Source organism: Variovorax sp. 20P10.2.4 (assembly GCF_058244205.1).
Map to the genome: position 1 here is coordinate 1 of NZ_JBZAYE010000043.1, position 24,564 is coordinate 24,564.

At 68.9% G+C, this 24,564-nt stretch carries 23 protein-coding genes and 1 pseudogene; 13 read left to right on the forward strand and 11 right to left on the reverse strand.

Annotated features, from left to right (window positions below; all coding sequences use genetic code 11):
- Positions 1-410: pseudogene (locus tag AC27VN_RS06780) on the reverse strand (hypothetical protein); the annotation flags it as partial.
- Between the two features lie 144 nt (positions 411-554).
- Between AC27VN_RS06780 and AC27VN_RS06785 the strand changes: the two are divergent.
- From AC27VN_RS06785 to AC27VN_RS06795, 3 genes are all read left to right on the forward strand, one after another.
- Positions 555-1,463 carry a LysR family transcriptional regulator gene (locus tag AC27VN_RS06785; RefSeq protein ID WP_490876056.1) on the forward strand — a complete coding sequence of 303 codons (909 nt, stop codon included), beginning with the start codon at positions 555-557 and terminating at the stop codon, positions 1,461-1,463.
- A 78-nt stretch (positions 1,464-1,541) separates the two neighbouring features.
- Positions 1,542-2,900, forward strand: a complete 1,359-nt coding sequence (locus AC27VN_RS06790; RefSeq protein WP_490876057.1) for an MFS transporter — start codon at positions 1,542-1,544, stop codon at positions 2,898-2,900.
- Positions 2,897-3,985: a M14 family metallopeptidase gene (locus AC27VN_RS06795; RefSeq protein WP_490876058.1), complete on the forward strand. Its 1,089-nt coding sequence runs from the start codon at positions 2,897-2,899 to the stop codon at positions 3,983-3,985. The genes AC27VN_RS06790 and AC27VN_RS06795 overlap by 4 nt, the downstream gene beginning before the upstream one ends.
- 24 nt (positions 3,986-4,009) lie before the next feature.
- On the opposite strand, the gene AC27VN_RS06800 is transcribed toward AC27VN_RS06795, so the two are convergent.
- Positions 4,010-4,717 carry a Crp/Fnr family transcriptional regulator gene (locus tag AC27VN_RS06800; RefSeq protein ID WP_490876059.1) on the reverse strand — a complete coding sequence of 236 codons (708 nt, stop codon included), beginning with the start codon at positions 4,715-4,717 and terminating at the stop codon, positions 4,010-4,012.
- 69 nt (positions 4,718-4,786) lie between these two features.
- On the opposite strand from AC27VN_RS06800, the gene AC27VN_RS06805 reads away from it, so the two are divergent.
- On the forward strand, positions 4,787-5,602 hold the full coding sequence (locus tag AC27VN_RS06805) for a crotonase/enoyl-CoA hydratase family protein (protein ID WP_209540007.1): 816 nt from the start codon (positions 4,787-4,789) through the stop codon (positions 5,600-5,602).
- A 3-nt stretch (positions 5,603-5,605) separates the two neighbouring features.
- On the opposite strand, the gene AC27VN_RS06810 is transcribed toward AC27VN_RS06805, so the two are convergent.
- Complete coding sequence (locus tag AC27VN_RS06810) at positions 5,606-7,987, reverse strand: DNA polymerase II (protein ID WP_490876060.1); 2,382 nt, start codon at positions 7,985-7,987, stop codon at positions 5,606-5,608.
- Positions 7,988-8,028: 41 nt separating this feature from the next.
- Positions 8,029-9,471, reverse strand: coding sequence for an aminotransferase-like domain-containing protein (locus AC27VN_RS06815; RefSeq protein WP_490876061.1), 1,443 nt, complete (start codon positions 9,469-9,471; stop codon positions 8,029-8,031).
- 109 nt (positions 9,472-9,580) lie between these two features.
- On the opposite strand from AC27VN_RS06815, the gene AC27VN_RS06820 reads away from it, so the two are divergent.
- Both AC27VN_RS06820 and AC27VN_RS06825 read left to right on the forward strand, forming a co-directional pair.
- Entirely contained in the window at positions 9,581-10,456 is an 876-nt protein-coding gene (locus tag AC27VN_RS06820) for a DMT family transporter (protein ID WP_490876062.1), read from the forward strand.
- 7 nt (positions 10,457-10,463) lie between these two features.
- Positions 10,464-11,543 carry an ABC transporter substrate-binding protein gene (locus AC27VN_RS06825; RefSeq protein ID WP_490876063.1) on the forward strand — a complete coding sequence of 360 codons (1,080 nt, stop codon included), beginning with the start codon at positions 10,464-10,466 and terminating at the stop codon, positions 11,541-11,543.
- Positions 11,544-11,549: 6 nt separating this feature from the next.
- Here the strand turns inward: AC27VN_RS06825 and AC27VN_RS06830 are convergent, their stop codons facing one another.
- From AC27VN_RS06830 to AC27VN_RS06845, 4 genes are all read right to left on the reverse strand, one after another.
- Entirely contained in the window at positions 11,550-12,416 is an 867-nt protein-coding gene (locus tag AC27VN_RS06830; protein WP_490876064.1) for an alpha/beta fold hydrolase, read from the reverse strand.
- The gene (locus AC27VN_RS06835) at positions 12,413-12,772 is read right to left on the reverse strand and encodes a nuclear transport factor 2 family protein (RefSeq protein WP_490876065.1); all 360 of its coding nucleotides are present in this window, start codon (positions 12,770-12,772) and stop codon (positions 12,413-12,415) included. Before AC27VN_RS06835 ends, AC27VN_RS06830 begins: the two co-directional genes overlap by 4 nt.
- A gap of 105 nt (positions 12,773-12,877) precedes the next feature.
- Positions 12,878-13,318, reverse strand: coding sequence for a GNAT family N-acetyltransferase (locus AC27VN_RS06840; RefSeq protein WP_490876066.1), 441 nt, complete (start codon positions 13,316-13,318; stop codon positions 12,878-12,880).
- A 122-nt stretch (positions 13,319-13,440) separates the two neighbouring features.
- Positions 13,441-14,157, reverse strand: coding sequence for a GntR family transcriptional regulator (locus AC27VN_RS06845; protein ID WP_177239424.1), 717 nt, complete (start codon positions 14,155-14,157; stop codon positions 13,441-13,443).
- Positions 14,158-14,259: 102 nt separating this feature from the next.
- On the opposite strand from AC27VN_RS06845, the gene AC27VN_RS06850 reads away from it, so the two are divergent.
- From AC27VN_RS06850 to AC27VN_RS06875, 6 genes are all read left to right on the forward strand, one after another.
- A complete protein-coding gene (locus AC27VN_RS06850) occupies positions 14,260-14,778 on the forward strand; it encodes a TRAP transporter small permease (RefSeq protein ID WP_208510795.1) in 519 nt (172 codons plus the stop codon).
- 22 nt (positions 14,779-14,800) lie between these two features.
- Positions 14,801-16,078: a TRAP transporter large permease subunit gene (locus AC27VN_RS06855; protein ID WP_093346726.1), complete on the forward strand. Its 1,278-nt coding sequence runs from the start codon at positions 14,801-14,803 to the stop codon at positions 16,076-16,078.
- Between the two features lie 34 nt (positions 16,079-16,112).
- Positions 16,113-17,096 (forward strand): TRAP transporter substrate-binding protein, encoded by a 984-nt coding sequence (locus AC27VN_RS06860; RefSeq protein WP_490876067.1) that lies wholly within the window; start codon positions 16,113-16,115, stop codon positions 17,094-17,096.
- Between the two features lie 114 nt (positions 17,097-17,210).
- A complete protein-coding gene (locus tag AC27VN_RS06865; RefSeq protein ID WP_093346731.1) occupies positions 17,211-17,861 on the forward strand; it encodes an RraA family protein in 651 nt (216 codons plus the stop codon).
- The gene (locus tag AC27VN_RS06870) at positions 17,848-18,801 is read left to right on the forward strand and encodes a sugar kinase (protein ID WP_490876068.1); all 954 of its coding nucleotides are present in this window, start codon (positions 17,848-17,850) and stop codon (positions 18,799-18,801) included. Before AC27VN_RS06865 ends, AC27VN_RS06870 begins: the two co-directional genes overlap by 14 nt.
- Before the next feature lie 380 nt (positions 18,802-19,181).
- Positions 19,182-21,212 (forward strand): gamma-glutamyltransferase family protein, encoded by a 2,031-nt coding sequence (locus tag AC27VN_RS06875; protein ID WP_490876069.1) that lies wholly within the window; start codon positions 19,182-19,184, stop codon positions 21,210-21,212.
- A 27-nt stretch (positions 21,213-21,239) separates the two neighbouring features.
- Here AC27VN_RS06875 and AC27VN_RS06880 read toward each other — a convergent pair whose 3' ends face one another.
- The gene (locus tag AC27VN_RS06880; RefSeq protein ID WP_490876070.1) at positions 21,240-22,073 is read right to left on the reverse strand and encodes a phytanoyl-CoA dioxygenase family protein; all 834 of its coding nucleotides are present in this window, start codon (positions 22,071-22,073) and stop codon (positions 21,240-21,242) included.
- Between the two features lie 112 nt (positions 22,074-22,185).
- Here AC27VN_RS06880 and AC27VN_RS06885 point away from each other — a divergent pair, with 112 nt between their 5' ends.
- Positions 22,186-22,956 (forward strand): AraC family transcriptional regulator, encoded by a 771-nt coding sequence (locus AC27VN_RS06885; RefSeq protein WP_490876071.1) that lies wholly within the window; start codon positions 22,186-22,188, stop codon positions 22,954-22,956.
- Positions 22,957-22,981: 25 nt separating this feature from the next.
- On the opposite strand, the gene AC27VN_RS06890 is transcribed toward AC27VN_RS06885, so the two are convergent.
- Together AC27VN_RS06890 and AC27VN_RS06895 are read right to left on the reverse strand one after the other, a co-directional pair.
- On the reverse strand, positions 22,982-23,833 hold the full coding sequence (locus AC27VN_RS06890) for an ABC transporter ATP-binding protein (RefSeq protein ID WP_490876072.1): 852 nt from the start codon (positions 23,831-23,833) through the stop codon (positions 22,982-22,984).
- Between the two features lie 20 nt (positions 23,834-23,853).
- On the reverse strand, positions 23,854-24,564 hold a 711-nt coding region (locus AC27VN_RS06895), incomplete at its 5' end, for an ABC transporter permease (RefSeq protein ID WP_490876073.1).

The following is a 24,564-nucleotide window of genomic DNA, read 5'->3' on the forward strand; positions in this document are numbered from 1 at the left end:
GCGCCGAGCACCGAGCCCACGGCGGAGCTCAACAGCGCGGCCGTGAGCAGCGTCGCGACGGCCCAGGCGAGAAAGCCGTGGGCCGTGTCGCGGAAGTAGACCTCGTCGGTATGGATGCCGGCCCACTTGGTGCGCAGCCGGCCCGCCAGGTAACCGCCCAGCCCCGAGGCGGCGAGCTGCGTGAAGCTGAGCCAGAGGATGGTCGCGATGCCGATCGCGCCCGCGCTCGCGCCGCGGCTGGCCCAGGGGCTCACCGCGGACATCCCGAGGCCCGTGCCGAGCAGCAGCAGGACCAGCGACAGCGAGGCCGCGCCCGCGGCGCCCGCGAAGATCGCGCCCCAGGAAACGCCGCTTTCGCCGCGTGGCCCTTCGATGACGTCGACCGGTGAATTGATGCCGTACTGGGCCATGGCTGCTCCTTGTTGTAGAGCATCGACTCTGGACTTCGCGCGACCCGTTGCAGTCGGTTCCCGGCGCGCGAGCGGGTAGGCAACGATCCCGTCGCGACCGCCGTACGTACACTGCAAAACCCCGATCCATCGAGCCCGACCGCCATGAAACTGAGTCAACTCCGCTCGTTCCTCAGCGTCGCCGAGCATGGGAGCATCCGGGCCGCGGCGCGCGCGCTCGGCATGTCGCAGCCGGCCGTGACCCAGGCGATGCGCGAGCTGGAGCTGTCGGTCGATGCACCTCTGTTGCAGCGCGGCACGGCCGGTGTCGAGCTCACGGTGTATGGCCGCTCGCTGGTGCGCCGGGCCAGCGTGATCCAGCGCGAGATGGAGCGCGCGGTGGCGGAGATCGAGGAGATCCGCGACGGCAGCTCGGGCCTGATCTCGATCGCGATCTCCACCGCCGTCGCCTTCGAGATCCTGCCGAAGGCCTTCGCGGCGTTCCGCGCGCGCTTCCCGCATGTCGAGGTCCGCTTCAACGAGGCCTCGATCCCCCACACGCTGCCGCGCATCCTCGACGGCACGGTGGACTTCATGGTCGCGCACATGCTGCCCGGCTCGCTGGCCGACTGGGAGGTCAAGCGCCTGTACCGCACCGCCATGGTGGCGGTGGCGCGAGCGGGCCATCCGATCCTCGACGCGGCGAACACGGACCGCTTCGCCGAATGGGAGTGGCTGCTGCCCTACGACGACGAGAGCGCGCCCGCGCTGGTGCGCCAGCTGTTCGCGCACAAGCGCATCGCGCCACCGACGCAGGTGGTGCGCTGCACCTCGACGGCGATCGGCCTGAAGCTCGTGGGCGCGAGCGACCTGGTCGGGGTGTTCGTCGACACGATGACCCGCGAGGAGTTTCCGCATTACGGCCTGGTCAAGGTGCCCTTGTGCGACCCGCTCGCGGCACTCGACGTCAGCGTGATCTCGCGGCCCGGATCGGTGCTGAGCCCGGCGGCGCAGAACTTCCTCGATTGCCTGCGCCATGAAGCGGCGATGAAAGGCAACGCCTATCACCGCTGACGAGTGCTTGTCTTCCGGCCGCGGATCGCTGCTCCTAGCATCCGCCATCGCAACAAAAGGCAAGGCCAGGAGACAACGATGGGTACCCAGACAAGTGGCGTCGCGCCACCGCTATCGAAGCGCAAGGCGGTGACGGCGATCACGGTCGGCAACGCGCTGGAGTTCTACGACTTCACCGTCTACGGCTTCATGACGAGCATCATCGGCCGGATCTTCTTCCCCTCCCTGAGTCCCTACGCGCAGCTGCTGCTGGCGGTGGCGAGCTTCGGCGTCGGTTTCCTCGCGCGGCCGCTGGGCGGCGTGGTGATCGGTGCCTATGCCGACCGCCATGGCCGCAAGAAGGCGATGGGTCTGACCATCGGTCTCATGGCACTGGGCTGCGCCATGATCGCGGCGGCACCGACGCCCGCGCAGATCGGGCTGGCGGCGCCGGCGATCATCGTGCTGGCGCGGCTGATCCAGGGCTTCTCGGCGGGCGGCGAGGTCGGGGCATCGACGGCCATGCTGGTCGAGTACGCGGGCCGCAACGAGCGCGCCTTCATGGCCAGTTGGCAGGTCGCGAGCCAGGGCCTGGGCGTGATGTTCGGCGCGCTCGTCTCGAGCACCGTGATCTCGGTGCTGGCGCCGGCCGATCTCGAGAGCTGGGGCTGGCGGCTGCCCTTCGTGCTCGGCATCCTGATCGCGCCGGTGGGCATGTACATCCGCACGCGCCTGCACGAGACCCATGTCGACGCGCCGAAGCCAGCGGCCTCCGAAGAATCGGGCGGCAAGATCGGCCTGCTGCTGCGCAATCACTGGAAGGAACTGATCCAGGCCAGCCTGCTGTTCCTCGCGTGCACGGTCGGCATCTACGTGGTCGCGTTCTACATGCCGACCTACGCGGCCCGGGAGCTCGGGCTGCCGGTGCAGGTCGGTATCTGGGCCGGCGTGGTGTTCGGCATCGTGAACCTGCTCGTCGCGCCGCTGTCGGGCCTGCTGGCCGACTGGCTGCGGCGCAAGCCCGTGATCTTCTGGTCGCGCGTGGTGTTGCTGCTGCTGGTGTTCCCGTGCTTCCACTGGCTGCTTGCCGCGCCCTCGCCGGGACGCCTGTATGTGGTCGTCGCGCTGCTCAGCGTGTGCCTGACCTCGCAGTTTCCCGCGCTGCTGGTGATGCTCACCGAGATCTTCCCGAAGCATGTGCGCGCCAGCGGGCTCTCGACCGTCTACAGCGTGGTGGTCGCGGTCTTCAGCGGCTTCTCGCCCTTCGTGCTGACCTGGCTGGTGCACGAGACCGCCGACAAGCTGGCGCCCGCCTGGTACCTGGTGGTCGTGACCGTGGTCTCGACCCTCGTCATGCCCTGGCTCGTGGACCGCACCGGCGAGGACCTCGATGCGGAGAGCCCGAAGGAAGCGCCGCCACGCGTTCGCGGCGCGATGCCGGTGGGGAGCTTCAAGTGAAACCCACGAGCCATTTCGCGGCGAGCTATGCCGCGGCGCGCGAGCGCTTTCTCGCCAGCGCGGGCGCGGCGGGGCTCGCCGTGACCTCGCATGCGATCGACGGCGTGCGCGGCGCGCAGGGCGAGGAGCTCGCGATGGATGTCGTGCGATTCGGCGATCCGCAGGCCGACAGGCTGCTGGTGCTGACCTCCGCGATCCACGGCGTCGAGGGCTTCTGCGGCTCGGGTTGCCAGTCGGCGATGCTCGTGGACGAACCGCTGCTGGCCACGGCCGAGCGCATGGGGGTCGGCCTGCTGTTCGTGCACGCGGTCAATCCTTTCGGCTTCTCGCACCTGCGCCGCGTCAACGAAGACAACGTGGACGTGAACCGCAATTTCGTGCGCTTCGAGGGGGCGCGTTCGCCGAACCACGGCTATGCCGAGCTGGAGCCCCTGCTGCTTCCGCCCGCATGGCCTCCGGGTCCCGAAGAAGCCGCACGGCTCGATGCCTGGATCGGCGCGCACGGCGTCGAGGCTTATGGGCAGTCCGTGTTCCAGGGCCAGTACGACTCGCCCACGGGAATGTTCTACGGCGGCAGCCGCGCGACCTGGAGCAACAGGACGATCCGGCAGGTTCTTCGGCAGGAGGGCGCCGCGGCGAAGCAGGTGGGCTGGATCGACCTGCACACCGGGCTCGGCCCGCGGGGCCACTGCGAGAAGGTGTTCATCGGCAGGCGCGGCGAGATCGACCGGGCCCGGACCTGGTGGGGCGCCGATGTCATCTCGACCGAGCGCGACGACTCGGTGATGTACGAGATCAGCGGCCCGATGGTGACGATCCTCGCGGAGGAATGCCCCCATGCAGTGGGCACCACGATCGCGCTCGAGTTCGGCACCGTGCCGCTGCTGCGGATGATCGATGCGCTGCGCGCCGACCATTTCTGCTGGCGGGCCGAGCCGCCCGTCGCGCCGAGGCTCAAGGCCGAGGCCGGGCAGGAACTGAAGGCCTGCTTCTACGTCGACGATGCCGATTGGCAGGGCATGGTCTTCGGCCAGGCGCGCACGGCGGTCGTGCAGGCCTTGTGCGGGCTCGGCGCTTCGGCGTGACCGGGTGCGTGGCGCGGCGGATGGCTAGGCGGCACGCCCGCTTTTCCTTCGTCCGCCGGCCTTCGCGCCATGGCTCGCCAATCCGGCGAAGTCCACGATCCTGATCCTCGGTCCGTCGAGCTGCACCAGCCCGTCGGCCCTCAGCGCGCGCAGCGCCATGTTGGTCCGCTGGCGCGACAGCCCGCACAGGTTGGCGAGCTGGTGCTGCGGCAGGGCCAGCGCGTCGCCGTCGTCGCCCTGGGCCAGCAGCGACAGGCAGCGCGCGACGCGCATGTCGGGCGCCAGCATGCGCGAGGCTTCGAGCAAGGCCGTGACCGTGCCCATGCGCTGGTTGAGGTTGTTGAGCAGGAAGTTGTTGAACGGCACGCTCTGCGCGAGCAGCAGCTCGAAGGTGGGTGCGGGCAGCAGGCAGACGCGGCTCGCGCGCACCGCGATCACGTCGTAGCGCCGCTGCTCGCGCTTGAGCATCGAGCCTTCGCCACCCCACTCGCCCTCGCGCAGGAAATGCAGCGTGGTCTCGCTGCCATCGGCGGCGGTCACCGACATCTGCAGGAAGCCGCTGTCCACGCCGATCCAGTGCGCGGCGGCCTCGCCCACCCGGGCCACGCATTCGCCGATCGCGGCCTCTTTTTCGACCAGCGTGGCGCGCACCAGCGCCTGCTGCGCCGGTTCCAGCGTGGCGAACCAGGCGGTGCGGTCGAGCAGGGAGGTGGGCGGTGGGGCGGGCTTCATGGATGTCGTTGCAACGACAGCGCGATGCGCGTGTCTTCACGATAGTAAGCACTTCAACAGGAGACGCCAATGACCGTGAGAACCGAGAAGGATGGTGCGGTGTGGACCGTGATCCACAGCCGCTTCGACGAAGCGCGCAACGCGATGGACCCCGACAGCGCCGACGCGCTGGTCGAGCAGCTGCAGGCCTTCGACCGCGATCCGCAGGCGCGCGTCGCGGTGCTGTGGGGCGAGGGCGGCGCCTTCTGCGCCGGGTGGGACCTCAAGTACGCGAGCACGCTGGCGGACCGCGAGCGCTTCGACCAGGACATCGTGCGCGGCCTGGCGTTTCCGATGGGCGCCAACGCGGCGCCGCGGGGACCGCTGGGGCCGACGCGGCTGGAGCTGTCGAAGCCCGTGATCGCGGCGGTGGAAGGCCCCGCGGTGGCGGGCGGCATGGAGCTCGCGCTGTGGTGCGACATCCGCGTGATGGCCGAGAGCGCCTACTTCGGCGTCTATTGCCGCCGCTGGGGCATCCCCCTGCTCGATGGCGGCGCGGTGCGCCTGCCGCGGCTGGTGGGGCAGGGTCGCGCGATGGAGATCATCCTGACCGGCCGCAAGGTGCCGGCCGAGGAGGCGCTGCGCATCGGCATGTGCGAGCAACTGGTGCCGCATGGCGAGGCGCGGCAGGCGGCCGAGGCGATGGCCAGGGAGATCGCGCGCTTTCCGCAGGCCGCCGTGCGGGCCGATCGCCGCACGGTCCACGAAAGCCATGGGCTGCCGCTGCGCGATGCGATGCGCGTGGAGTGGGCCAACGGCGTGGAGGCGCATCACCAGGAAGGTGCCGATGGCGCGGGCCGCTTTGCGTCGGGACTGGGGCGCGGCGGCGACTTCGGCCGCATCTGATCTTTACTCCTCGAACAGGCGCGACTGCGACGAGGTCAGCGCCGAGAAGCTGTCGCCCATCGGCAGCAGGATCGCATCCGCGATCGGCCGCAGCTGCTTCGCGAGGTAGTGCTCGTAGTCGATGCGCGACTGGCGCGCTTCCAGCGGCTCGGGCCCGTTGCGCGTCATCACGTACTGGATCCAGCCGCCGTTCTGGTACTGGCGCGGCCGCCGGGCCCGGTCGTTGAACGCGTCGGCGATGCGCGCCGCGCGCACCTGCGGCGGCACGTTGACCTGGTAGTCATCGAGCCGATGGCGCAGGCGCTTGCGGTAGATCAGCAGCTCGTCCTTGGCGCCTGCCAGCATCGCGCGCGTGTAGTCGGTGACGAAGTCGCGGTAGGGCTCGTCGTGGAAGATGCGCGACAGCAGCCCTTCCTGGAACTGGCGCGCCAGCGGGGTCCAGTCGCTGCGCGCCATCTCGAGGCCGCGATAGACCATCTCCTCCTGGCCCTTCGCATCCACGCTCAGGCCCGCATAGCGCTTCTTGCTGCCGATCTCCGAGCCGCGGATGGTGGGCATGAAGAACTTCTTGTAGTGGGTGTCGAACTCGATCTCGAGGAAGTTGCGCAGTCCTTGCCCGTCGTGCAGGGTGCGGGTCCACCAGGCATTGATCTCGGTGGTGAGCGCCGCGGCGATGGCGTGCGCGTCCTCGCTGGAATGCGCGCGCTTGAGCCAGATGAAGATGGAGTCGGTGTCGCCGTAGATGACCTCGTAGCCGCGCTCCTCCACGAAGTCGCGCGTGAGCCGCATCATCTCGTGGCCGCGCAGCGTGATGGCGGACACCAGGTCGGGGTTGAAGAAGCGGCAGTCCGACGCGCCCAGCACGCCCGCGAAGGAGTTCATGAGCAGCTTCAGCGCCTGCGACAGCGGCTCGTTCTTCGCGCGCTTGGCCTCGTCGCGCGCATGCCAGAAGGTGCTGACGATCTCGGGCAGGCAGTGCCTGTCGCGCGAGAACAGGGTGCCGTTCGGGCCCTTCACGCCGGCGGCCGGGTCTTGCGCGCGCGTGCCTTCCACCAGGCCCACGGGATCGACGAGGAAGGTGCGGATGATCGATGGATAGAGGCTCTTGTAGTCGAGCACCACGACCGAGTCGTAGAAGCCGGGCTTGGAGTCCATCACGTAGCCGCCCGGGTAGGCCTTGCTGAGGATCTCGCCGACGTTGGGCGCCACGTAGCCCAGCCGGTGCATGCGCGGCAGGTAGTGGTGGCTGAACGCGGCGATGGAGCCGCCGAAGTGGTCGGCCTGCAGGCCCGTGGTCTGGGCGCGCTCCAGCACGAAGCTCAGCAGCTTCGTCTTCTCGAAGATGCGCAGCACCAGCTCGCAGTCGCGGATGTTGTAGGTGGCGAGCGCCGGCTTGTCCTGCTGGTAGCGGCGCTCGATCTCGGCCATCTTGTCGTACTCGTCGCCGATGGCCTTGCCTTCGCCGAGCAAGGCCTGCGACACCGACTCGAGGCTGAAGGACGGAAAGCTCCACATCCCGGAGCGCAGCGCCTCGATGCCGTCGATGATCACGCGGCCCGCGGTGGTCGCGAACAGGTAGCCCTGCTTGCCCGGATGCGTGCGCCATTCGAAGGGCCGGCGTTCGCGGCCCGGCAGCAGCGGCACGCCGGCGGTGTCGGCCGTCTTCTGCAGCACGCGCAGGTCGAACTGGATCACGCTCCAGCCGACGATGACGTCGGGATCGTTGTGTTCGAACCAGTCGTTGAGGCGCTCGATCATCGCCTTGCGGCTCGCGCAGTAGACGAGCGAGAAGCCCAGCGGCTCGCTCGCCGCCTGCGCGGGCGCCTCGCCCAGCATGTAGACCACGCGCTCGCCGGTGCCGTCGAGCGCGATCGAGTAGAGCTCCTCGTGCTGGCTGGTCTCGATGTCGAGCGACACCACCTTGAGCCGTGGCCGGTAGGCGGGCGCGGGCTTGAGCCGCGGATCGACGATGGCAGCGCCGTCGGGCCGGCCGCCTTCCACCAGCGTGCCCGCCGTGATGAAGCGCTCCATCAGATAGCGGTCGTGCGGCCGGATGTCGGCCTCGAGCAGTGGAATACTCTTCGCCTCGAGCAGCCGCACCAGCCGCTTGAGCTGGCGGAAATGCGTGACGTAGACGCCGACGACCGGCTCCTGGCCGAAGGTCTTGAGCGCGAGTTCGCGCAGCTGCAGGCCCGGCAGCTCCGCGGCGTGCGACTCCACCGCCTGCCTGTGCTTCGCCGCCACGAAGGCGACCGAGGTCTGGGCGTTGAGCAGCACCTTGCGCGGGCCCTCGTCGGTGGCGAGCCAGAACTCGATCTCTGTGCCGCCGGGCGCATCGCGCCAGCGCCGGGTGAGGATGAATCCCTGGAGTTCGGTGGACGGCACGGGCGGCTGGAGATCGGGTGGGGCGAGGGAGTGGTCGATTTTCACAGGGCCGCGCTTTGCTTGCGCCTGGCCGTCGTGCTGCGCGGCGGCATGCTGTCCTTCATGGCCTCCTTGAGGAGGCCGAACACGCGCCGGTCGCCGAGCTGCGCGACATTGAAGCGCGCGAACGAGCCCGCCGTCTGCGAGACGCTGAAGACATTGCCAGGTGCGAGCACGACCTTCTGTTCCATGCAGCGCCGCGCCAGCACCGCGGAGTCGAGCCCGTCGGGCAGCCGGCACCAGAGGTAGAAGCCGCCGCGCGGCGCGAGCCAGGGCTCGATCCCCAGCGCGGCCAGGCGCTCGGTGGCGTCCTTGCGCGCGCGCGTGAGGCGCTGGCGCACCTCGTCCATGTGCTTGCGGTAGCTGCCGCCGGCCAGCACGCCGGCGATCAGCTCGGTGGCCACCGGGCTCGGGCCGCCGAACTGGGTCGCCACCTGCAGGTCGACCAGCCCGTCGATCCAGTCGCGGCGCGCGGCGATGTAGCCGCAGCGCACGGAGGCCGAGAGCGTCTTGGAGAAGCTGCCGATGCGGATCACGCGCTGCAGGCCGTCGAGCACCGCCAGCCGCGGCGAGGGCGAGGGCTCGAAGTCGGCGAAGACCTCGTCCTCGACGATCGTCATGCCCTGAGCCGCAGCCGCGCCGAGCACGCGGTGCGCGGTCTGCGGCGAGATGGTGGCGCCGGTGGGGTTGTGCAGCGCCGAGTTGGTGATGTAGAGCCGCGGGTTCTGCGCCAGCGCCTGCGTGAAGGCCGCGACGTCGGGACCGGTGGGCGTGAACGGCACGCCGACGATCCTGGCCTGGTGCGCGCGCAGCAGCGCCTGGAAGTTGAAGTAGCAGGGATCGTCGACCAGGACCGTGTCGCCGGGCCGCAGCAGCAGGCGGCAGATCAGGTCGATGGCCTGCGTGCCCGAGGTGGTCAGCAGCAGCTGCTCGGGCGTCGCGGCGATGCCCTCGTCGGCCAGGCGCGCCAGCAGCAGGCGGCGCAGCGCGAGCGCGCCACGCGTGCTGCCGTAGTCGGCCAGCAGCGCATCGTCGGCGCGGCTCAGCGCGCGCAGGCCCTTGCGCAAGGCCGCGTGCGGCATCCAGTCGGCCGGCAGCCAGCCGCAGCCCGGCATGAGGAAGGAGCCATCGGCATCCAGCGACTGGCGCGAGACCCAGAAGGGATCGACGTCGCGCTCGCGCGGCGCACCCATCTCGGCCAGTGCCATCGGCGGCAGGTTGGCGCCGGTCACGTAGAAGCCCGAGCCACGCCGCGCGCGGATCACGCCCTCGGCCTCGAGGCGGTCGTAGGCCTCGACCACGGTCGAGGGCGAGACGCCCATGGTCTCGGCGAAGCTGCGCACCGAGGGCAGGCGATCGCCTTCCACCAGGGCGCGGTTCGCGATCTTGGCGCGCACCGCCTCCATCAGCGCATCGGTCCGCATCGTTGCCTTCACACCGCTCATCCTCGTCGCCTTCCCGGGTGACTGTGTGGCCGCACCGAGCCATACAGTTTGGCGAAATTGTATGCCTCTGTGCCTTCCTTCTCCCGCACCGGGCCGATACGCTGAGGGGATGACAAGCGAAGGCTCTCGACGACATTCGGCCGGCTGGGGCAGCGGCCTGCTGGGCGTGCTCATCTTCAGCGGCTCGCTGCCCGCCACGCGCGTGGCCGTGGCCGATTTCTCGCCGTTGTTCCTGACGGGGGCGCGCGCGGTGATCGCCGCCTTGCTGGGCGCGGTGTTCCTGTTCGCGCTGCGCGAGGCGCGGCCCAAGCGGGCCGACCTCGTGCCGCTGACCCTGGTGGCGATCGGCGTCGTGGTCGGCTTTCCGCTGCTGACCGCGCTCGCGCTTCAGCACATCGATGCCGCGCATTCGGTGGTCTTCGTCGGCTTGCTGCCGCTGTCGACCGCGATCTTCGGCGTGCTGCGCGGCGGCGAGCGGCCCAGGCCCGCCTTCTGGCTGTTCTCGATCGTCGGCGCCGCGGTGGTGGCCGGCTTCGCGCTGCACGGCAGCCGCGGCGGCAGCCTGCAGGGCGACCTGCTGATGATCGCGGCCATCGTGGTGTGCGGACTCGGCTATGCCGAAGGCGCCACGCTCTCGCGCCGCCTCGGCGGCTGGCAGGTGATCTGCTGGGCGCTGCTGCTGTCGCTGCCGCTCATGGCAGCCATCGCGCTGTTGACCCTGCCGCATGCCTGGGACCGCATCGGCGCGCCGGCATGGGCCGGCCTCGCCTACGTGTCGGTCTTCAGCATGATGATCGGCTTCGTCTTCTGGTACCGCGGCCTGGCCCTCGGCGGCATCGCGGGCGTGGGCCAGCTGCAGTTGCTGCAGCCCTTCTTCGGCCTGCTGCTGGCCGGGATGCTGCTCGGCGAGCCGGTGGCCTGGACCATGATCGCCTCGACCGTGGTCGTGGTGTTCTGCGTGGCGGGCGCCAAGCGCTTTGCCTGATCGGCTGATGAGTTCTTCCCCGATCGAGATCGGCGCGCTCGCGCCGCTGAGCCGGCCGGGCTGGGTCGAGGCGGGCGAGCATCTGCTGGCGGGCATGGAATTGGCTGCCCGCGAGATCAATGAGGCAGGCGGGATCGCGGGCAGGCCGCTTCGATTGGTGGTGAGGGATACGGCGGCCGATCCGAACAAGGCCGTAGCTGCGGTGGACGAACTGGCCCGTCTCGGCGTGGTGGCGCTGGCGGGCGAGTACCACAGCGTGGTCGCCCGCGCTGCCGCCGCACGCGCGCATGCGCTCGGCCTGCCGTTCCTCTGCGCGTCGGCGGTGCTCGATGCGCTGTGCGAACAGCCGACGCCCTGGGTGGCGCGGCTGGCGCCGGCGCAGTCGCACGGCTGGCGGATCTATGCGGACTTCCTGCTCGGCGAAGGCCATCGCCGCATCGCGGTCGCGGCCGATGCCAGCGTCTATTGGGCGGCGGGCACGGCCATCCTGCGCGAGCACCTGGCCGCGCGCGGCGGCGTGTTGATCGAACTCGACGCGCGAGCGCTGTCGCCCGCGGCACTGTGCGACCAGTTGTTCGAGCAGCGCGCGACGGCCGTCCTGATACTGGCCGGCCATCCCGAGCCGGCCGTGCCCATCGTCAAGGCCGTGCGCCATGATCCGCGACTCTCGGGCATGCGAATCGGCGCGCCGGCCGGGCAGCCCGAATTCGCCGAATGGATGGCGGCGCTGGGCGTGAATGGCGCGGCGATTCCGTTCCTTCGCTACCTGCCCGAGCACCTTGGTTCTTCAGCCATGCGCATCGAAGCGGCATGGCGCGAGCGACTGGGCGTGGCGCCTTCGTTCGTCGCCTTCGAGGGCTACGACACGATCACCGTGCTCGCCGAAGCAATGCGATCGCACGGTGCGCGGCGCGAAGGCATTGCCGAAGCGTGGGTTCAAAGGACATTCGAAAGCAGCCGCGGCCCGCTCCGGTTCTCGCGCGTGCCGGGCATCGATGTACTGCAATGGGCCTGGCCGCCGGTCCAGGTCGTCGAGCGCGATCCCTCGAAGCCCGATCGCTTCAGGGTGCTCCACGCCAGCGCCTGATCCGGCTCAAGCGTGCACCCTGCCGAGGAAGTCGCGCATCAGGCCCGACACCTCCTCGAGGTGCGTCTCGAGCAGCCAATGGCCGCCATCGAGCAGATGCAGCTCGGCCTGCGGCAGGTCGCGCAGATAGGCGCGCGCCGACTTCTCGGGCATGTAGTGATCGTGCGGCCCCCAGACGATCAGCGTCGGCGGCTCGTGGGTCGCGAGGTACTGGCGATGCGCCGGAAACCAGGCGCGGTTCTGCTTGAGGCCCGCGATCAGGTCGATCGCAACCTCCTTGCGTTTCGGCGTGACCAGCGACCAATGCAGCTTCCACAGGTCCGGCGGAATCCGGTCGGCGCGCTCGTCGTCCAGTGCATTGAGGAACTCCTCCTTGAAGGTCTCCTCGTTGATGGCCTTCGCCAATTGGGCGCGCATCTCGGGTTCGGGCAAGGTCCAGGTCTCCTCGATCTCCGCGTACTTCGGGCCCAGCGCATCCTCGTAGGGGACGTCGCCGTTCTGGATGATCTGCGCCACGATGCGCTCGGGCGCCATGATGGCCAGCCGCGCGCCGATCGGCGAGCCGAAGTCGTGCAGGTAGAGCGCGAAGCGCGACAGGCCCAGCGTCTTCACGAAGCGGTCGAGGAATTTCGCATAGCCGTCGAAGCTGTAGTCGAAGTCCTCGGGCGTGGCGCTGTAGCCCGCGCCCGGATAGTCGGGCGCGACGAGGCGCCAGCGGTCCGCCAGCCGCGGCATCAGGTTGCGGAACTCGTAGGACGAGCACGGGTAGCCATGCGGCAGCAGCACGACCGGCGCATCGGGCGGGCCGGCTTCGCGGTAGAAGGTGTCGACGTTGCCGACCTGGATGCGGCGATGTCGAACGGCGGAGCTCATACGGTGCTTCCCGTCTCGACCACGAAGGCATGCAGCTCGGCCAGCTTCCCGTCGCGAAAGCGCCAGACATCGCAGTAGCTGTGATGGGTCGCCTTGCCGGCCTCGTCCTTCAGCGTGATCTCGCCGATGGCCGCCACGATGTCGCCCTCGGCGACCAGCCGATGCACGTCGAACTTCGGCGGCTCCTTGTACGTCTGGGCCATCCACTGGCGAACGGCTTCCTTGCCGTCGAGCGTCTGTTCGCCCACGAAGGTCCACTTCGTGTCGTCGGTGCAGGCGCTCAAAAAACCTTCGTAGTCGCCCTCGACGATGGCCGCGTTGGCCTTCTCGAGGGTGGCCTTGTTCGTCTGTGACATCCGGAACTCTCCTTCGTTGAACCAGGAACAGGTCCCGGTATAGAGCTCCGGTGTGTCGCGATCGTCAGCCCATGGGCAAGGATGGCGTACGCGATCGGCTGACAGCTAGCGCAGATCGAATCCGAAATGCATCCCGCGCGCGAGCAGGCCATTGCGGAAGTAGAAGCGCTGCGCCAGCGCGTTGTCCATGCCGGTATCGAGCGTGAGGCGCGTGCACCCGGCTTCGCGCGCCAGCGTCTTCAGCGCGCCGAGCAGCGCGCTGCCCACGCCGCTGCTGCGCTCGTCCTGCGTGGTCACGAGGTCGTCGACATAGAGGAAGCGCCCGTGGATCAGGTTGCGCTGGAAGCGGTAACCCGCGAAGCCGCAGGGCGCATCGTGCTGCCAGGCCGCGAGCATGCGGTAGCCCTCGCGGCGCTGCTCGGCCACGGCCTGCTGGAAGGCCTCGGGGCTCGCGAGATGCGGGCGCAGTTGCCGCACGATGGGGTAGCAGGCGAGAAGGTCTGCGTCGGATTCGACGGGGCGGAAACTGATCGGGGTGGCGGTCATGAGGGATGAAGTCGATGAAGAGGCGCAGGCAGTGTGCAGCCACTACCTCCCGTCCCGTTGGACCAACTTCGGTGATTCGGAGTGGGCCATGTCGCCATGACCCCGCCCGTTGCTTGCAGGCCCTAGACGGCCGCGCGATCGCCGCGCGCCGGCGCCACCATGTTGCGGCAGGCGATCAGATAGGCCTGCTCCGTGCTCTGGATGTGCTCGCGCAGGATCGCCTGCGCGCGCGCCGCGTCGTTGGCGCGGATCGCGTCGACCACCACGCGGTGGTTGTCCTGGCAGTGCGTCACCTGGCTGTTCTCGGCCGGCAGCCGGTAGCGCAGGGCGGTGAGCTGCGCCGCCACCAGCGTGTAGGCGGACTGGATGTAGCCGTTGGCGCAGCTCTCGATGATGGCGTTGTGGAACTCGGTGTCCAGGCGCGGGAACTCGTCGTGCTGCTGCTTCGAGAAGGCGGCGGCCATGTCGTCCAGGCATTTCTCGAGCGCCTGGATCAGCGCCTCGGGCCGGTGCTCCATGCCGTCGGCCAGGGCCTCGCATTCGATCATCGAGCGGAAGCGGCAGATGTTCGCGACCTCGGCCTCGCCGAGCTGGAAGACGAAGGTCCCGCGCTGCGGATGGACCTCGACCAGCCCTTCCATCTTGAGGTGCAGCAGCGCCTCGCGCACCGGCGTCTTGCTGATGCCCAGCGTGGCCGCCAGCACCGACTCCGACAACGCCTCCCCGAAGCCCAGCTCGCCCCTGACGATGGCGGCGCGGATCTGGTCGATCGCGAGTTCGGTGAGCGATTTGGGCCGCTCGACCTTGACGGAGAGGGCGGATTGACGGGGCGGGGCCATGCGCGATCCTAACAGGAGCGGCCCTCGGGAAATACCGGATCTGATCTCTGGAGTTCCATATCTGGCATCTGATATATTTGTTGCCACAGAACAGGAGACAAGATGAATGCAGCAATGGACCGGCTCTACCGGTGGTTCGAGCACGCGCTCGTGGGCGGCCTGGCCGTGATGTCGCTGATGGTGTTCGCCAACGTGGTGCTGCGCTATGTCTTCGACACCGGCATCACCTTCACCGAGGAGGTGTCGCGCATGCTGTTCGTCTGGCTGACCTTCATCGGCTCGATCGTCGCGCTGCGCCAGGGCACGCACCTGGGCATGGACACGGTGGTCAGCCGGCTGCCGCATGCGGGCAAGCTGGCCTTCTTCGTCCTGAGCCACCTGCTGATGCTGGGCTGCATCGTGATGCTGTGGCTCGGCTGCTGGGAGCAGACCCGCGTCAACCTAGACAACCACGCGCCGGTCTCGGGCATCCCGGTGGCGGCGGTCTATTCGGTCGGGCTGGTGGCCGCGGTGCTGATGGGCATCACCCTGCTGGCCAACCTCTGGCAGGCGCTGCGCGGCGACCTCAGCGACGCGCAACTGGTGACGGTGCGCGAGAGCGAAGACCGCGCCGCCGACTGAGCGCAAGGACAGAGGCCATCCCATGACCGTCTTCACCTTCATCGCATCGCTGCTCGGCGCCATGACGCTGGGCATGCCGATCGCGTTCGCCCTCATGGTCTGCGGCGTCGCGCTGATGCTGCAGATGAACAGCTTCGACGTGCAGATCCTGGCGCAGAAGCTGGTCGACGGCGCCGACAACTACCTGCTGATGTCGGTGCCATTCTTCCTGCTGGCCGGCGAGATCATGAACCTCGGCGGCCTGTCGCGGCGCATCGTCGATGCCGCGATGGCCGTCATCGGCCACATCCGCGGCGGCCTGGGCTACGTGGCGGTGCTCACGGCGCTGGTGCTGGCCAGCGTCTCGGGCTCGGCCATCGCCGACACCGCGGCGGTGGCGGTGCTGCTGATCCCGATGATGCGCAATGCCGGCTACGACGTGGGCCGCTCGAGCGGGCTGATCGCCGCGGCCGGCATCATCGCGCCGGTGATCCCGCCCTCGATCGGCTTCGTGGTGTTCGGCGTGGCCGCGGGCCTGTCGATCACCAAGCTGTTCATGGCCGGCATCGTGCCGGGCCTGATGATGGGCGCCTCGCTGATCGTCACCTGGTGGTGGCTCTCGCGCCGCGGCACGGTGCAGCCGGCGCCGCGCCGCAGCCTGCCCGAGATCGGCGTGGCCGTGCTGCGCAGCCTGTGGGCGCTGGGGCTGCCGGTGATCATCATCTTCGGTCTCAAGCTCGGCGTGTTCACGCCCACCGAGGCTGGCGTGGTGGCCGCGGCCTACGCGCTGTTCGTGAGCACCGTGGTCTACCGCGCGCTGTCGCTGCGCGACCTCTACCGCGCGCTGCTGAGCGCGGCCATGACCTCGGCCATCATCATGTTCCTGGTGGCGGCCTCGCTGGTGTCGGCCTGGCTCATCACGGTGGCCAACATCCCCGACCAGATCGTCGCGCTGGCGCAGCCCTTCATCGAGCACAAGACGCTGTTGATGCTGGTGCTGATGGCGGTGGTCGTGCTGGTGGGCACCGCGCTCGACTTCACGCCCACCATCCTGATCCTCACGCCGGTGCTGATGCCGATCATCAAGGAGGCCGGCATCGACCCGATCTACTTCGGCGTGCTGTTCATCATCAACAACGCCATCGGCATGGTGACGCCGCCCGTGGGCACGGTGCTCAACGTGGTGGCCGGCGTGGCGCGCATCCGCATGGACGACGCGATCCGCGGCGTCATGCCCTTCATGGCGGCGCAGCTCGTCGTGCTGCTGCTGCTGATCCTGTTCCCCGCGCTGGTCCTCGTGCCCGCCACCTGGTTCCGCTGACACCGTTCATTCATCCAACAAGGAGACAACAAGCATGCTCAAGAAGATCATCGTCGCGCTCGCGGCCACCGCGGCGCTCGGCCTGGCCCATGCGCAGGCCGGCAAGTTCGGCTACGGCGCCAGCGACGACAACTCGCAGGGCCTCGCGGCCAAGCGCTTTTCCGAACTGGTGAAGACGCGCACCGGCGGCCGCGTCAACGTCAACACCTACGGCAGCGGCAAGCTCGGCACCGACGCGCAGATGCAGTCGGCGCTGCAGGGCGGCGTGCAGGAGCTGATGGTGGGCCCGACCTCGGGCCTGGTCGGCGTGGTCAAGGAATACGCGCTGCTCGACCTGCCGTTCCTGGTCTCCAGCTTCAAGGAGGCCGACTCGCTGCTCGACGGCCCGGTCGGCCAGTCGCTGTTCCAGAAGCTCGAAGCCCACGGCCTGGTGGGGCTGGCCTACTGGGAGAACGGCTTTCGCCATCTCACCAATTCGCGCCGCCCGGTCAACAAGCTCGAGGACATCGCGGGCCTGAAGATCCGCGTGATCCCGAACCCGGTCTACATCGAGACCTTCAAGGCGCTGGGCGCCAACCCGCTGCCGCTGCCCTACACCGAGCTCTACGGCGCGCTCGAGACCAAGTCGGTCGACGCGCAGGAGAACGGCCTGGGCCTGATCGAGTCAGGCAAGTTCTACGAGGTGCAGAAGTACCTGACCCTGAGCGCCCACAGCTACACGCCCTACATCGTGCTGGCGAGCAGGAAGTGGTTCGACAAGCTGTCCGAGGCCGACCGCGAGCTGGTGCGCAAGGCGGCGGTCGATGCCGGCACCTACCAGCGCCAGATCAACCGCGAGGAAACGCGCAAGCTGGTCGACCAGATGAAGAAGCATGGCCTGCAGGTGGTCGACCTGCCGGCCGCCGAGGCCAACCGCATGCGCGAGAAGGTCAAGCCCGTGCACGAGAAGTTCACCGAGCAGATCGGTGCCGCGCTGATGAAGCAGGCGCGCGAGGAGATCGCCAAGGCCGCGCAGTGAGCGCCTGAACCCCCGATTCGTTTTTTTCGCCGCCCTCCGCGAGGAGGGCGGGCGGGAGCCTGCCCGCCGTTTCCCGTCTTCCAGCCCATTGCACATACACAAGGAGAGAGATCCATGGACACCCAGCAACTGATCGCCGCCTTCGAGAAGGTCGCCACCGCCTCGGTCGCCGATGCCGTCGACAAGGTCACCGGCAAGCGCGGCTACCTCGACCACGAGATCAAGCCGCGCATCAACGACAAGCGCGTGGTCGGCCCGGCCGCCACCGTGATCGAGGTGCCGACCGACGAGTTCGTGCCGCCGCAGCATGCGCTCGACCTGATCGACGAGGCGCCCGAGGGCAGCGTGATCTGCATCGGTATCGGCGGCGAGAGCGACGTCGCCGTGTGGGGCGGCCTGATGACAGCGGGCGCCTTCGCCAACCGCCATGCGGGCGCGCTGCTCGACGGCGGCGTGCGCGACATCGCCGAGATCCGCCGCGACTACGACTTCCCGGTGTTCGCGCGCAGCGTCTCGCCGGGCACCACGCTGGGCCGCCACAAGACCCTGAGCTCGGGCGTGCCGACCATGATCGGCGGCGTGATGGTGCACCCGGGCGACATCGTGGTGGCCGACATCGACGGCGTGGTGATCGTGCCGCTCGCCCATGCCGAGGCCGTGCTCGCGATGGCGCAGGAGATCGACCAGCGCGAGCTCGAGCAGGCCAAGCTGATCGTGGCCGAGCGCTCGCTGCGCAAGGGTCTGGCGAAATATGGCCGCATCTGAAGCCACCGGCGCAGCGCAGATCGTCGCGCTCGGCGAGCCGATGGTGGAGTTCAACCAGGTCCGCCCCGGCGAGCCCAACTACCTGCAAGGTTTCGGCGGCGATACCTCGAACGCCATCATCGCCGCCGCCCGGCAGGGCGCGCGCACCGCCTACCTCACGCGCGTGGGCAGCGACACCTGGGGCGACGCGCTGATGGCCCTGTGGCGCGCCGAGGGCGTGGCCACCGACGGCGTGGCGCGCGACGCGCAGGCGCCGACCGCGGTGTACTTCGTCACGCACGACGGCGACGGCCATGCCTTCAGCTACCTGCGCGCCGGCAGCGCCGCCAGCCGCATGGTGCCGGCCGGGCTGCCGCGCGACACCATCGAGGGCGCGCGTTTCCTCCATGTGTCGGGCATCAGCCAGGCGCTCAGCGCGAGCGCCTGCGACACCGTGTTCGAGGCCATCGCCATCGCGCGCGCCAAGGGCGTGCAGGTCAGCTACGACGCCAACCTGCGGCTCAAGCTCTGGCCGCTGGCGCGCGCCCGCGCCGTGATCCGCGAGACCGTGGGCTTGTCGGACCTGTTCCTGCCGAGCATCGAGGATGCGCAGCAGTTCACCGGCCTCGACGGCGAAGACGCCATCCTCGACTGGTGCTTCGAGGCCGGCGCGCGCACCGTGGTGCTGAAGCTCGGCAAGGCCGGCGCGGTGCTCGCCACGCCGTCGTCGCGCGAGCGCATCGCCGGCCATGCGGTGCGGGCGGTCGATGCCACCGGCGCTGGCGACTGTTTCGCGGGCTCGCTGCTCGCGCGGCTGGCCGCGGGCGACGCGATCGCGCAGGCGGTGCGCTATGCCAATGCGGCGGCGGCGCTCACGACCACGGGCTTCGGGGCGGTGGCGCCGATACCGCGGCCGGAGGAGGTGCGGGGCTTGCTGGCGGCGGATCCCGACCGGATGTAGCCGGCCACGATCTCGGAAACAGCGGGTGCTCCATCGGAGCCCCGCTGTCGACGACTCGAACTGCGGGGTCGCGCGCGAGAAGTTCGACGCGGTCTTGATGGCCCTGCACATGACGCATGCCGTCACTCTGCCTTCGAGAGAGTCCGCGTTCGCCATCGATCCATTGCATCGCGTCTATCAAATATCTATTAGCTGTGAATTAGAAATTCAATTCTTTACATCAATGGGAGATCGGGATTTGCATGGGCTGTGAATGAGGGATCGTTGCGCACAATGTCGGTGCGCAATTAACGCTTTCGCCTGAATTGAATTGGCATGCAATGTGCAGGCGAGAGTGTGTCGCGACGAATTGAATCACTCATCCCTCGATAAATCACAACATGAAGAAAAGACTCGTTCTCTCCGCACTGGTTCCATCTCTCGTCGCCGCCACCGTTCTCGTCGCATGCGGTGGGGGAGGCGGCGGTGGTGGTTTCGCATTCCTGCCTTCCGCGGGGAGTGGCGGCAATTCGGCCGCACCTCCTCCTGCGCCCCCTGCGGCCGACACGAGTTGCCAGGCGTTGACCAGCGATGGCGCGGGCGTCGTGGTCGGGTCCAATCTCCCCGGTGATCCATCGCTGCCCGAGGCCGCCTCGGGATACCGGACCGGATTGAAGACGGTCTATGCCAAGAAGTTCATGGTGTCGACGTCCAATGCGCTGGCCAGCGCCGCGGGTTGCGCGGTCCTTCAGAAGGGCGGCACGGCGGCGGACGCCGCGGTGGCGGTGCAGGCCGTGCTCGGGCTCACGGTTCCCGAGGCGACCGGCCTGGGATCGGGTGGCTTCATCGTCTACTACGATGCGGCGACGAAGAAGGTCGTGGCCTACGACGGCCGCGAGTCGGCACCCGCGGCCGCGACGCAGAACTACCTGCGCTACATCGACGACACGACCGACAAGACCACGCCCAAGCCCAGTGCCCGCGCTAGCGGCCGCTCGATCGGCACCATCGGCGTGCCGCGGCTGATCGAGGCCGTGCAGAAGGACCACGGAAAGCTCGCCTGGAAGGACCTCTTCGGCGACGGCATCGCGCTGGCCACCAACGGCTTCAAGATCGGCGGCCGCCTGGCCGACGCCATTTCCTCCAACGCCACCAGCCTGAAGCGCGATGCCGAGGCCAAGGCCTACTTCTTCAACGACGACGGCACGCCGAAGGCCCTGGGAACCCTGCTGAAAAACCCGGCCTATGCGCGCTCGCTGACGGCCATGGCGAACAACGGCGCTGATGCCATCTACACGGGCCAGATCGGCCAGGACATCGTGGCCAAGATCGCCACGTCCGTCGACGCCAATGGCGACGTGATGACGCCGGGAAAGACCACGCTCGCCGACCTGGCCGGCTACCAGGTGAAGCGCCGCGAGCCCGTGTGCACGACCTACCGTGCCTACTGGATCTGCGGCGCGCCGCCCCCGACTTCGGGCGGCATCACCGTGGCATCGGCCATGGGGATCCTGGAGAACTTCAATCTCTCCCTCTACAAGCCGGCAACGCTCGACCTGGAAGGCGGCAAGCCCACGGTGATGGGCGTGCACCTGGTCAGCGAGGCGGAGCGCCTGGCCTATGCCGACCGCGACAAGTACGTCGCGGATACGGACTTCGTGCCGCTGCCCGGCGGCACCTGGGACACGCTGCTCAACAAGCCCTATCTGACGAGCCGCGCGGGCCTGATCAATTTCGGCGCCAGCATGGGAACCGCGGTCGCGGGCAACCTCGGGCCGATCCCGCTGGGCGTCGACAACCTGGTCGAGCACGGCACCAACCAGTTCACGATCGTGGACGGGGAAGGGAATGCGCTCACGGCGACGACCACCGTGGAGTCGAGCATGGGCTCGTTCCACATGACCGACGGCTTCCTGCTCAACAACCAGCTGACGGACTTCTCCGCCGCGCCGACCGACGGCAACGGCGATCCGATCGCGAACCGGGTGGCGCCCGGCAAGCGGCCGCGCAGCTCGATGGCACCGACGCTGGTCTTCGGCATGGCGCCCGATGGCTCGAAGGGCGACTTCGTGATGGCAACGGGCTCGCCCGGTGGCGGCACCATCCCGCAGTACGTCGTCAAGACGCTGGTGGGCGCGCTGGATTGGGGACTCGATGCACAGCAGGCTTCGAACCTGGTGGATTTCGGCGCCAGCAACAGCGCGACGACCACGCTGGGCGGCGAGCATCCGAACATCGACACGTCCAATGGCGGTGCCAACGATCCGCTGATTCAGGGCCTGATCGCGCTGAAGCACAAGATCTCCACCAGCGCGCAGGCCAGCGGCGTCAACACCGTCATGCGGGTTCAGCGCAACGGGATGCCGGTGCTGGCGGGCGGGACCGATCCGAGGCGCGAAGGCGTGGTGCTCGGGGACAGCTTCAATCCCTGAGCGTCGGCCGGGCGGGATGCCGCCCGGCTAGCTGGAAGCCGGCGGCCACAGCACCGGAAACAGCGGATGCGCCATCGGCGCGCCCGCCGGCAGCTGCTCGGCCAGCCCCGGGAAATCCGGCGAGGTCTTCCAGCGCCGCGGTGCATGCCGCATGTCGTCGCCCAGCATGCGCACCGAGAACACCCGCCGCCGCCGGCCGGGCTCGAGCCCGGCCGAGGCGTGCAGCGTGAGCATGTTGAAGGCGATGGCGTCGCCGGGTTCCACGGCCCAGCCGAGGATGTCGTGGGCCGCGCGGTCGGCCTCGATGTCGGGCAGGTCGGCCAGCGCGCCCTCGGGGAACCACCGGGCCTCGTTGGTCATGAAGGTGCGCGGCATGAGCCACGGCCCCTTGTGCGATTCGGCGACGAGCTCCAGCGTCGAGGCACGCGACACCGGATCGACCGGAATCCAGAAGCTGACGTTCTGGCTGCCCTCGACGTTGTAGTAGGGCTGGTCCTGGTGCCAGGGCGTGCGCTGGCGCGTGCCCGATTCCTTGGTGAGCATGTGGTCGTGATAGAGCCGCACCTGCGTGCTCCTCGTGAGCCTGGCCGCGGCGGCCGGCAATGCCGAGCGCGAGATCACGTCCCAGTACGCCGGGATCTCCTGCCAGTTGCAGAAGTCCTCGATGAAGAAGCCCGGATCATCGGGCCGGCTCGCCACCTTCGCGCGCACGCTCGGCGCGGCGAGGTTGGCATCGATGCCCTGGCGCAGCAGCTCGACCTCGGCCGGTCGCAGGACGCCGCGCAGCACGATGGCGCCATCGCGCGAAAATTCCTCGACCTGTTGGTCCGATGGAAGCCGGTCGTCGGGTCGTGCATTCATGGGCGGTGTCTCCTTCGAGGTAGGCAATGGTTGCGGGGCCGAAGGCAGTCTAGAGTGACGGCTTGCAAAACAGCCCATCCAATCGGACAAGCGATCGAGCAAGCCGGACAACATGAAGCGACCCCTCAAATCCGCCGCCGACGGGCAGCCCGTGCTCTTCAAGGTCGTGCACCTCGCGCCGGGCGGCACCGCGCCGCGCGACAGCCACGAGGAAGGGCAGTTCGTGCATGCGATCTCGGGCGTGATCGAGGTCGGGATGAGCGGCCGGGTCTTCCTGGCGCCGCCGCAGTACGGCGTGTGGATTCCGCCGCGCGTCGAGCACCTGTCGAGCAACCGCCACGCGGCCAGCTACGCCACGGTCTACCTGGCCGAGGCCTTGTGCGACGTGCTGCCGAAGCGGGCCTGCACCATGGTCATCAGCCCGCTGACGCAGGCGGTGCTCGACAGCCTGCGCAACCGTTCCATCGAGGTGCCGCGCAACCCGGCCGAGCAGCGCCTGTTCGAGGTCCTGCGCGATGAGCTGGCCATCGCGCCCGGCCACGACAGCTACCTGCCGATGTCGGACGACCCCCAGCTGGGCCGCGTGCTCGAGGCCTTGCAGGCGCAACCCTGGGATGGCCGCTCGCTCGCCGAATGGGCCGCCACGGTGCATTCGACCGAGCGCACGCTGGCGCGGCGCTGCGAGCGCGACCTGCAGATGCCGTTCAGCGAGTGGCGCCAACGCCTCAAGGTGATCCGCGGGATCGCCCTGCTGGAGGCGGGGCGCGCGGTGAAGGACGTCGCGATCGAGCTGGGCTACGGCTCGCCCTCGGCCTTCATCGCGATGTTCTGCAAACAGATCGGCATGACGCCGCAGGCGTACATCCGGCAGCGGGGGCGCTGATCGCGTCGATGGCGGCGAGCCACGCTCACCACGCGAGCTGCAAGCGCGAGGGCCGTGCCTCGCCGGGTTCGTCGTCGCGCGGTGGCGCGCGGCGCTCGTCGATCCCCGCATCGACGAAGTCGCTCAGCACGTCGTCGCGCAACCGGATGAACGCCGGATCGCTGCGGTTGCGCGGATGCGGCAAATCCACCGCCACGGTGCGGCGGATGCGCCCCGGCGAGGGCTGCATCACCACCACGCGGTCGCCGAGGAACACGGCCTCCTCCACGTCGTGCGTCACCAGCAGCATGGTGATGCGCTCCTTCTGCCAGATGCGTTGCAGCTCGTTCTGCAGCCGCGCGCGCGTGAGGGCATCGAGCGCGCCGAAGGGCTCGTCGAGCAGCAACACGCGCGGCCGGTTGACCAGGCCGCGCGCGATGGCCACGCGCTGCGCCATGCCGCCCGAGATCTGGTGCGGCCACGATTTCTCGAACCCGCCAAGGCCGACCAGCGCCACGTGCTCGGCCACCAGCTCGGCCTTCTGCTTCGCGCCGAGCGGCGCGTTGCGCAGGCCCACCGCGATGTTCTGCTCGACCGTGAGCCACGGGAACAGCCGGTGGTCCTGGAACACGATGCCGCGCTCGCGGCCGGTGCCCGCGATCGGCTGGCCGCCGAGCAGGATCTTTCCCTCGTACTGGTCGTCGAGCCCGAGGACCAGCCGCAGCAGCGTCGACTTGCCGCAGCCGCTCGCACCCACGATGCTGGTGAAGCTGCCCGGCGGCACGTGCAGGTCGATGTTCTCGAGCACCTGCAGTTCGCCGCCGCGCGCCTGCGCCTGCGCGTAGCGCTTGCCGAGGCCGCGGATGTCGAGTTCGTTCGATGCGGTGGAGGTGCTCATGGTGCGGAGAAGAAGAGGTGTCAGGCCCGGCCGGTCCAGCGCGCCAGCCGGCGTTCGAGCGCGCGCGCCGAGGCATTCATCAGCCAGCCGACGAGGCCGATCACGAACATGCCGAAGATCACCAGGTCCATCTGGAAATGCTCGCTGCCCTCGATCAGCGTGTTGCCGATGCCCTTGCCGGCCACCAGCAGGTATTCGGCGCCGATGGTCGCGAGCCAGGAATAGATGAGCGCGAGGTACACGCCCGTGAAGATGGCGGGCAGCGCGGCCGGCAGCACCACCTGCGCGAGCGTCTGCCAGCGCGTGAAGCCGTAGACGCGCGCCACCTCGAGCAGCGCGGGCGGCACGGTGCGGATGCCGTCGCAGGTGTTGACCACCACCGGCACCAGCGCGGCCAGCGAGAGGAACACCACCTTGGCCACGTCGCCGAGGCCGAACCAGACCGAGATCAGCGGAATCCACGCGAACAGCGAGATCTGCTTGAAGGTGTTGAAGCTCGGGCCGACGATGCGGTTGAACAGCGGCCACAGGCCCAGCAGCGCGCCGAGCACCAGGCCCGAGGCGGTGCCGATCAGGAAGCCCGTGGCCTCGCGCGCGAGGCTGGCACTGAGCGCGCGCCACAGGCGGCCGCTGACGATCTGGTCGGCGGCGGTCGCGAGCACCTTCTGCGGCGAGACCAGCAGCGCGGAGTTCACGACGTCGAGCCACGACAGCAGCGCCCACAGCGCGAT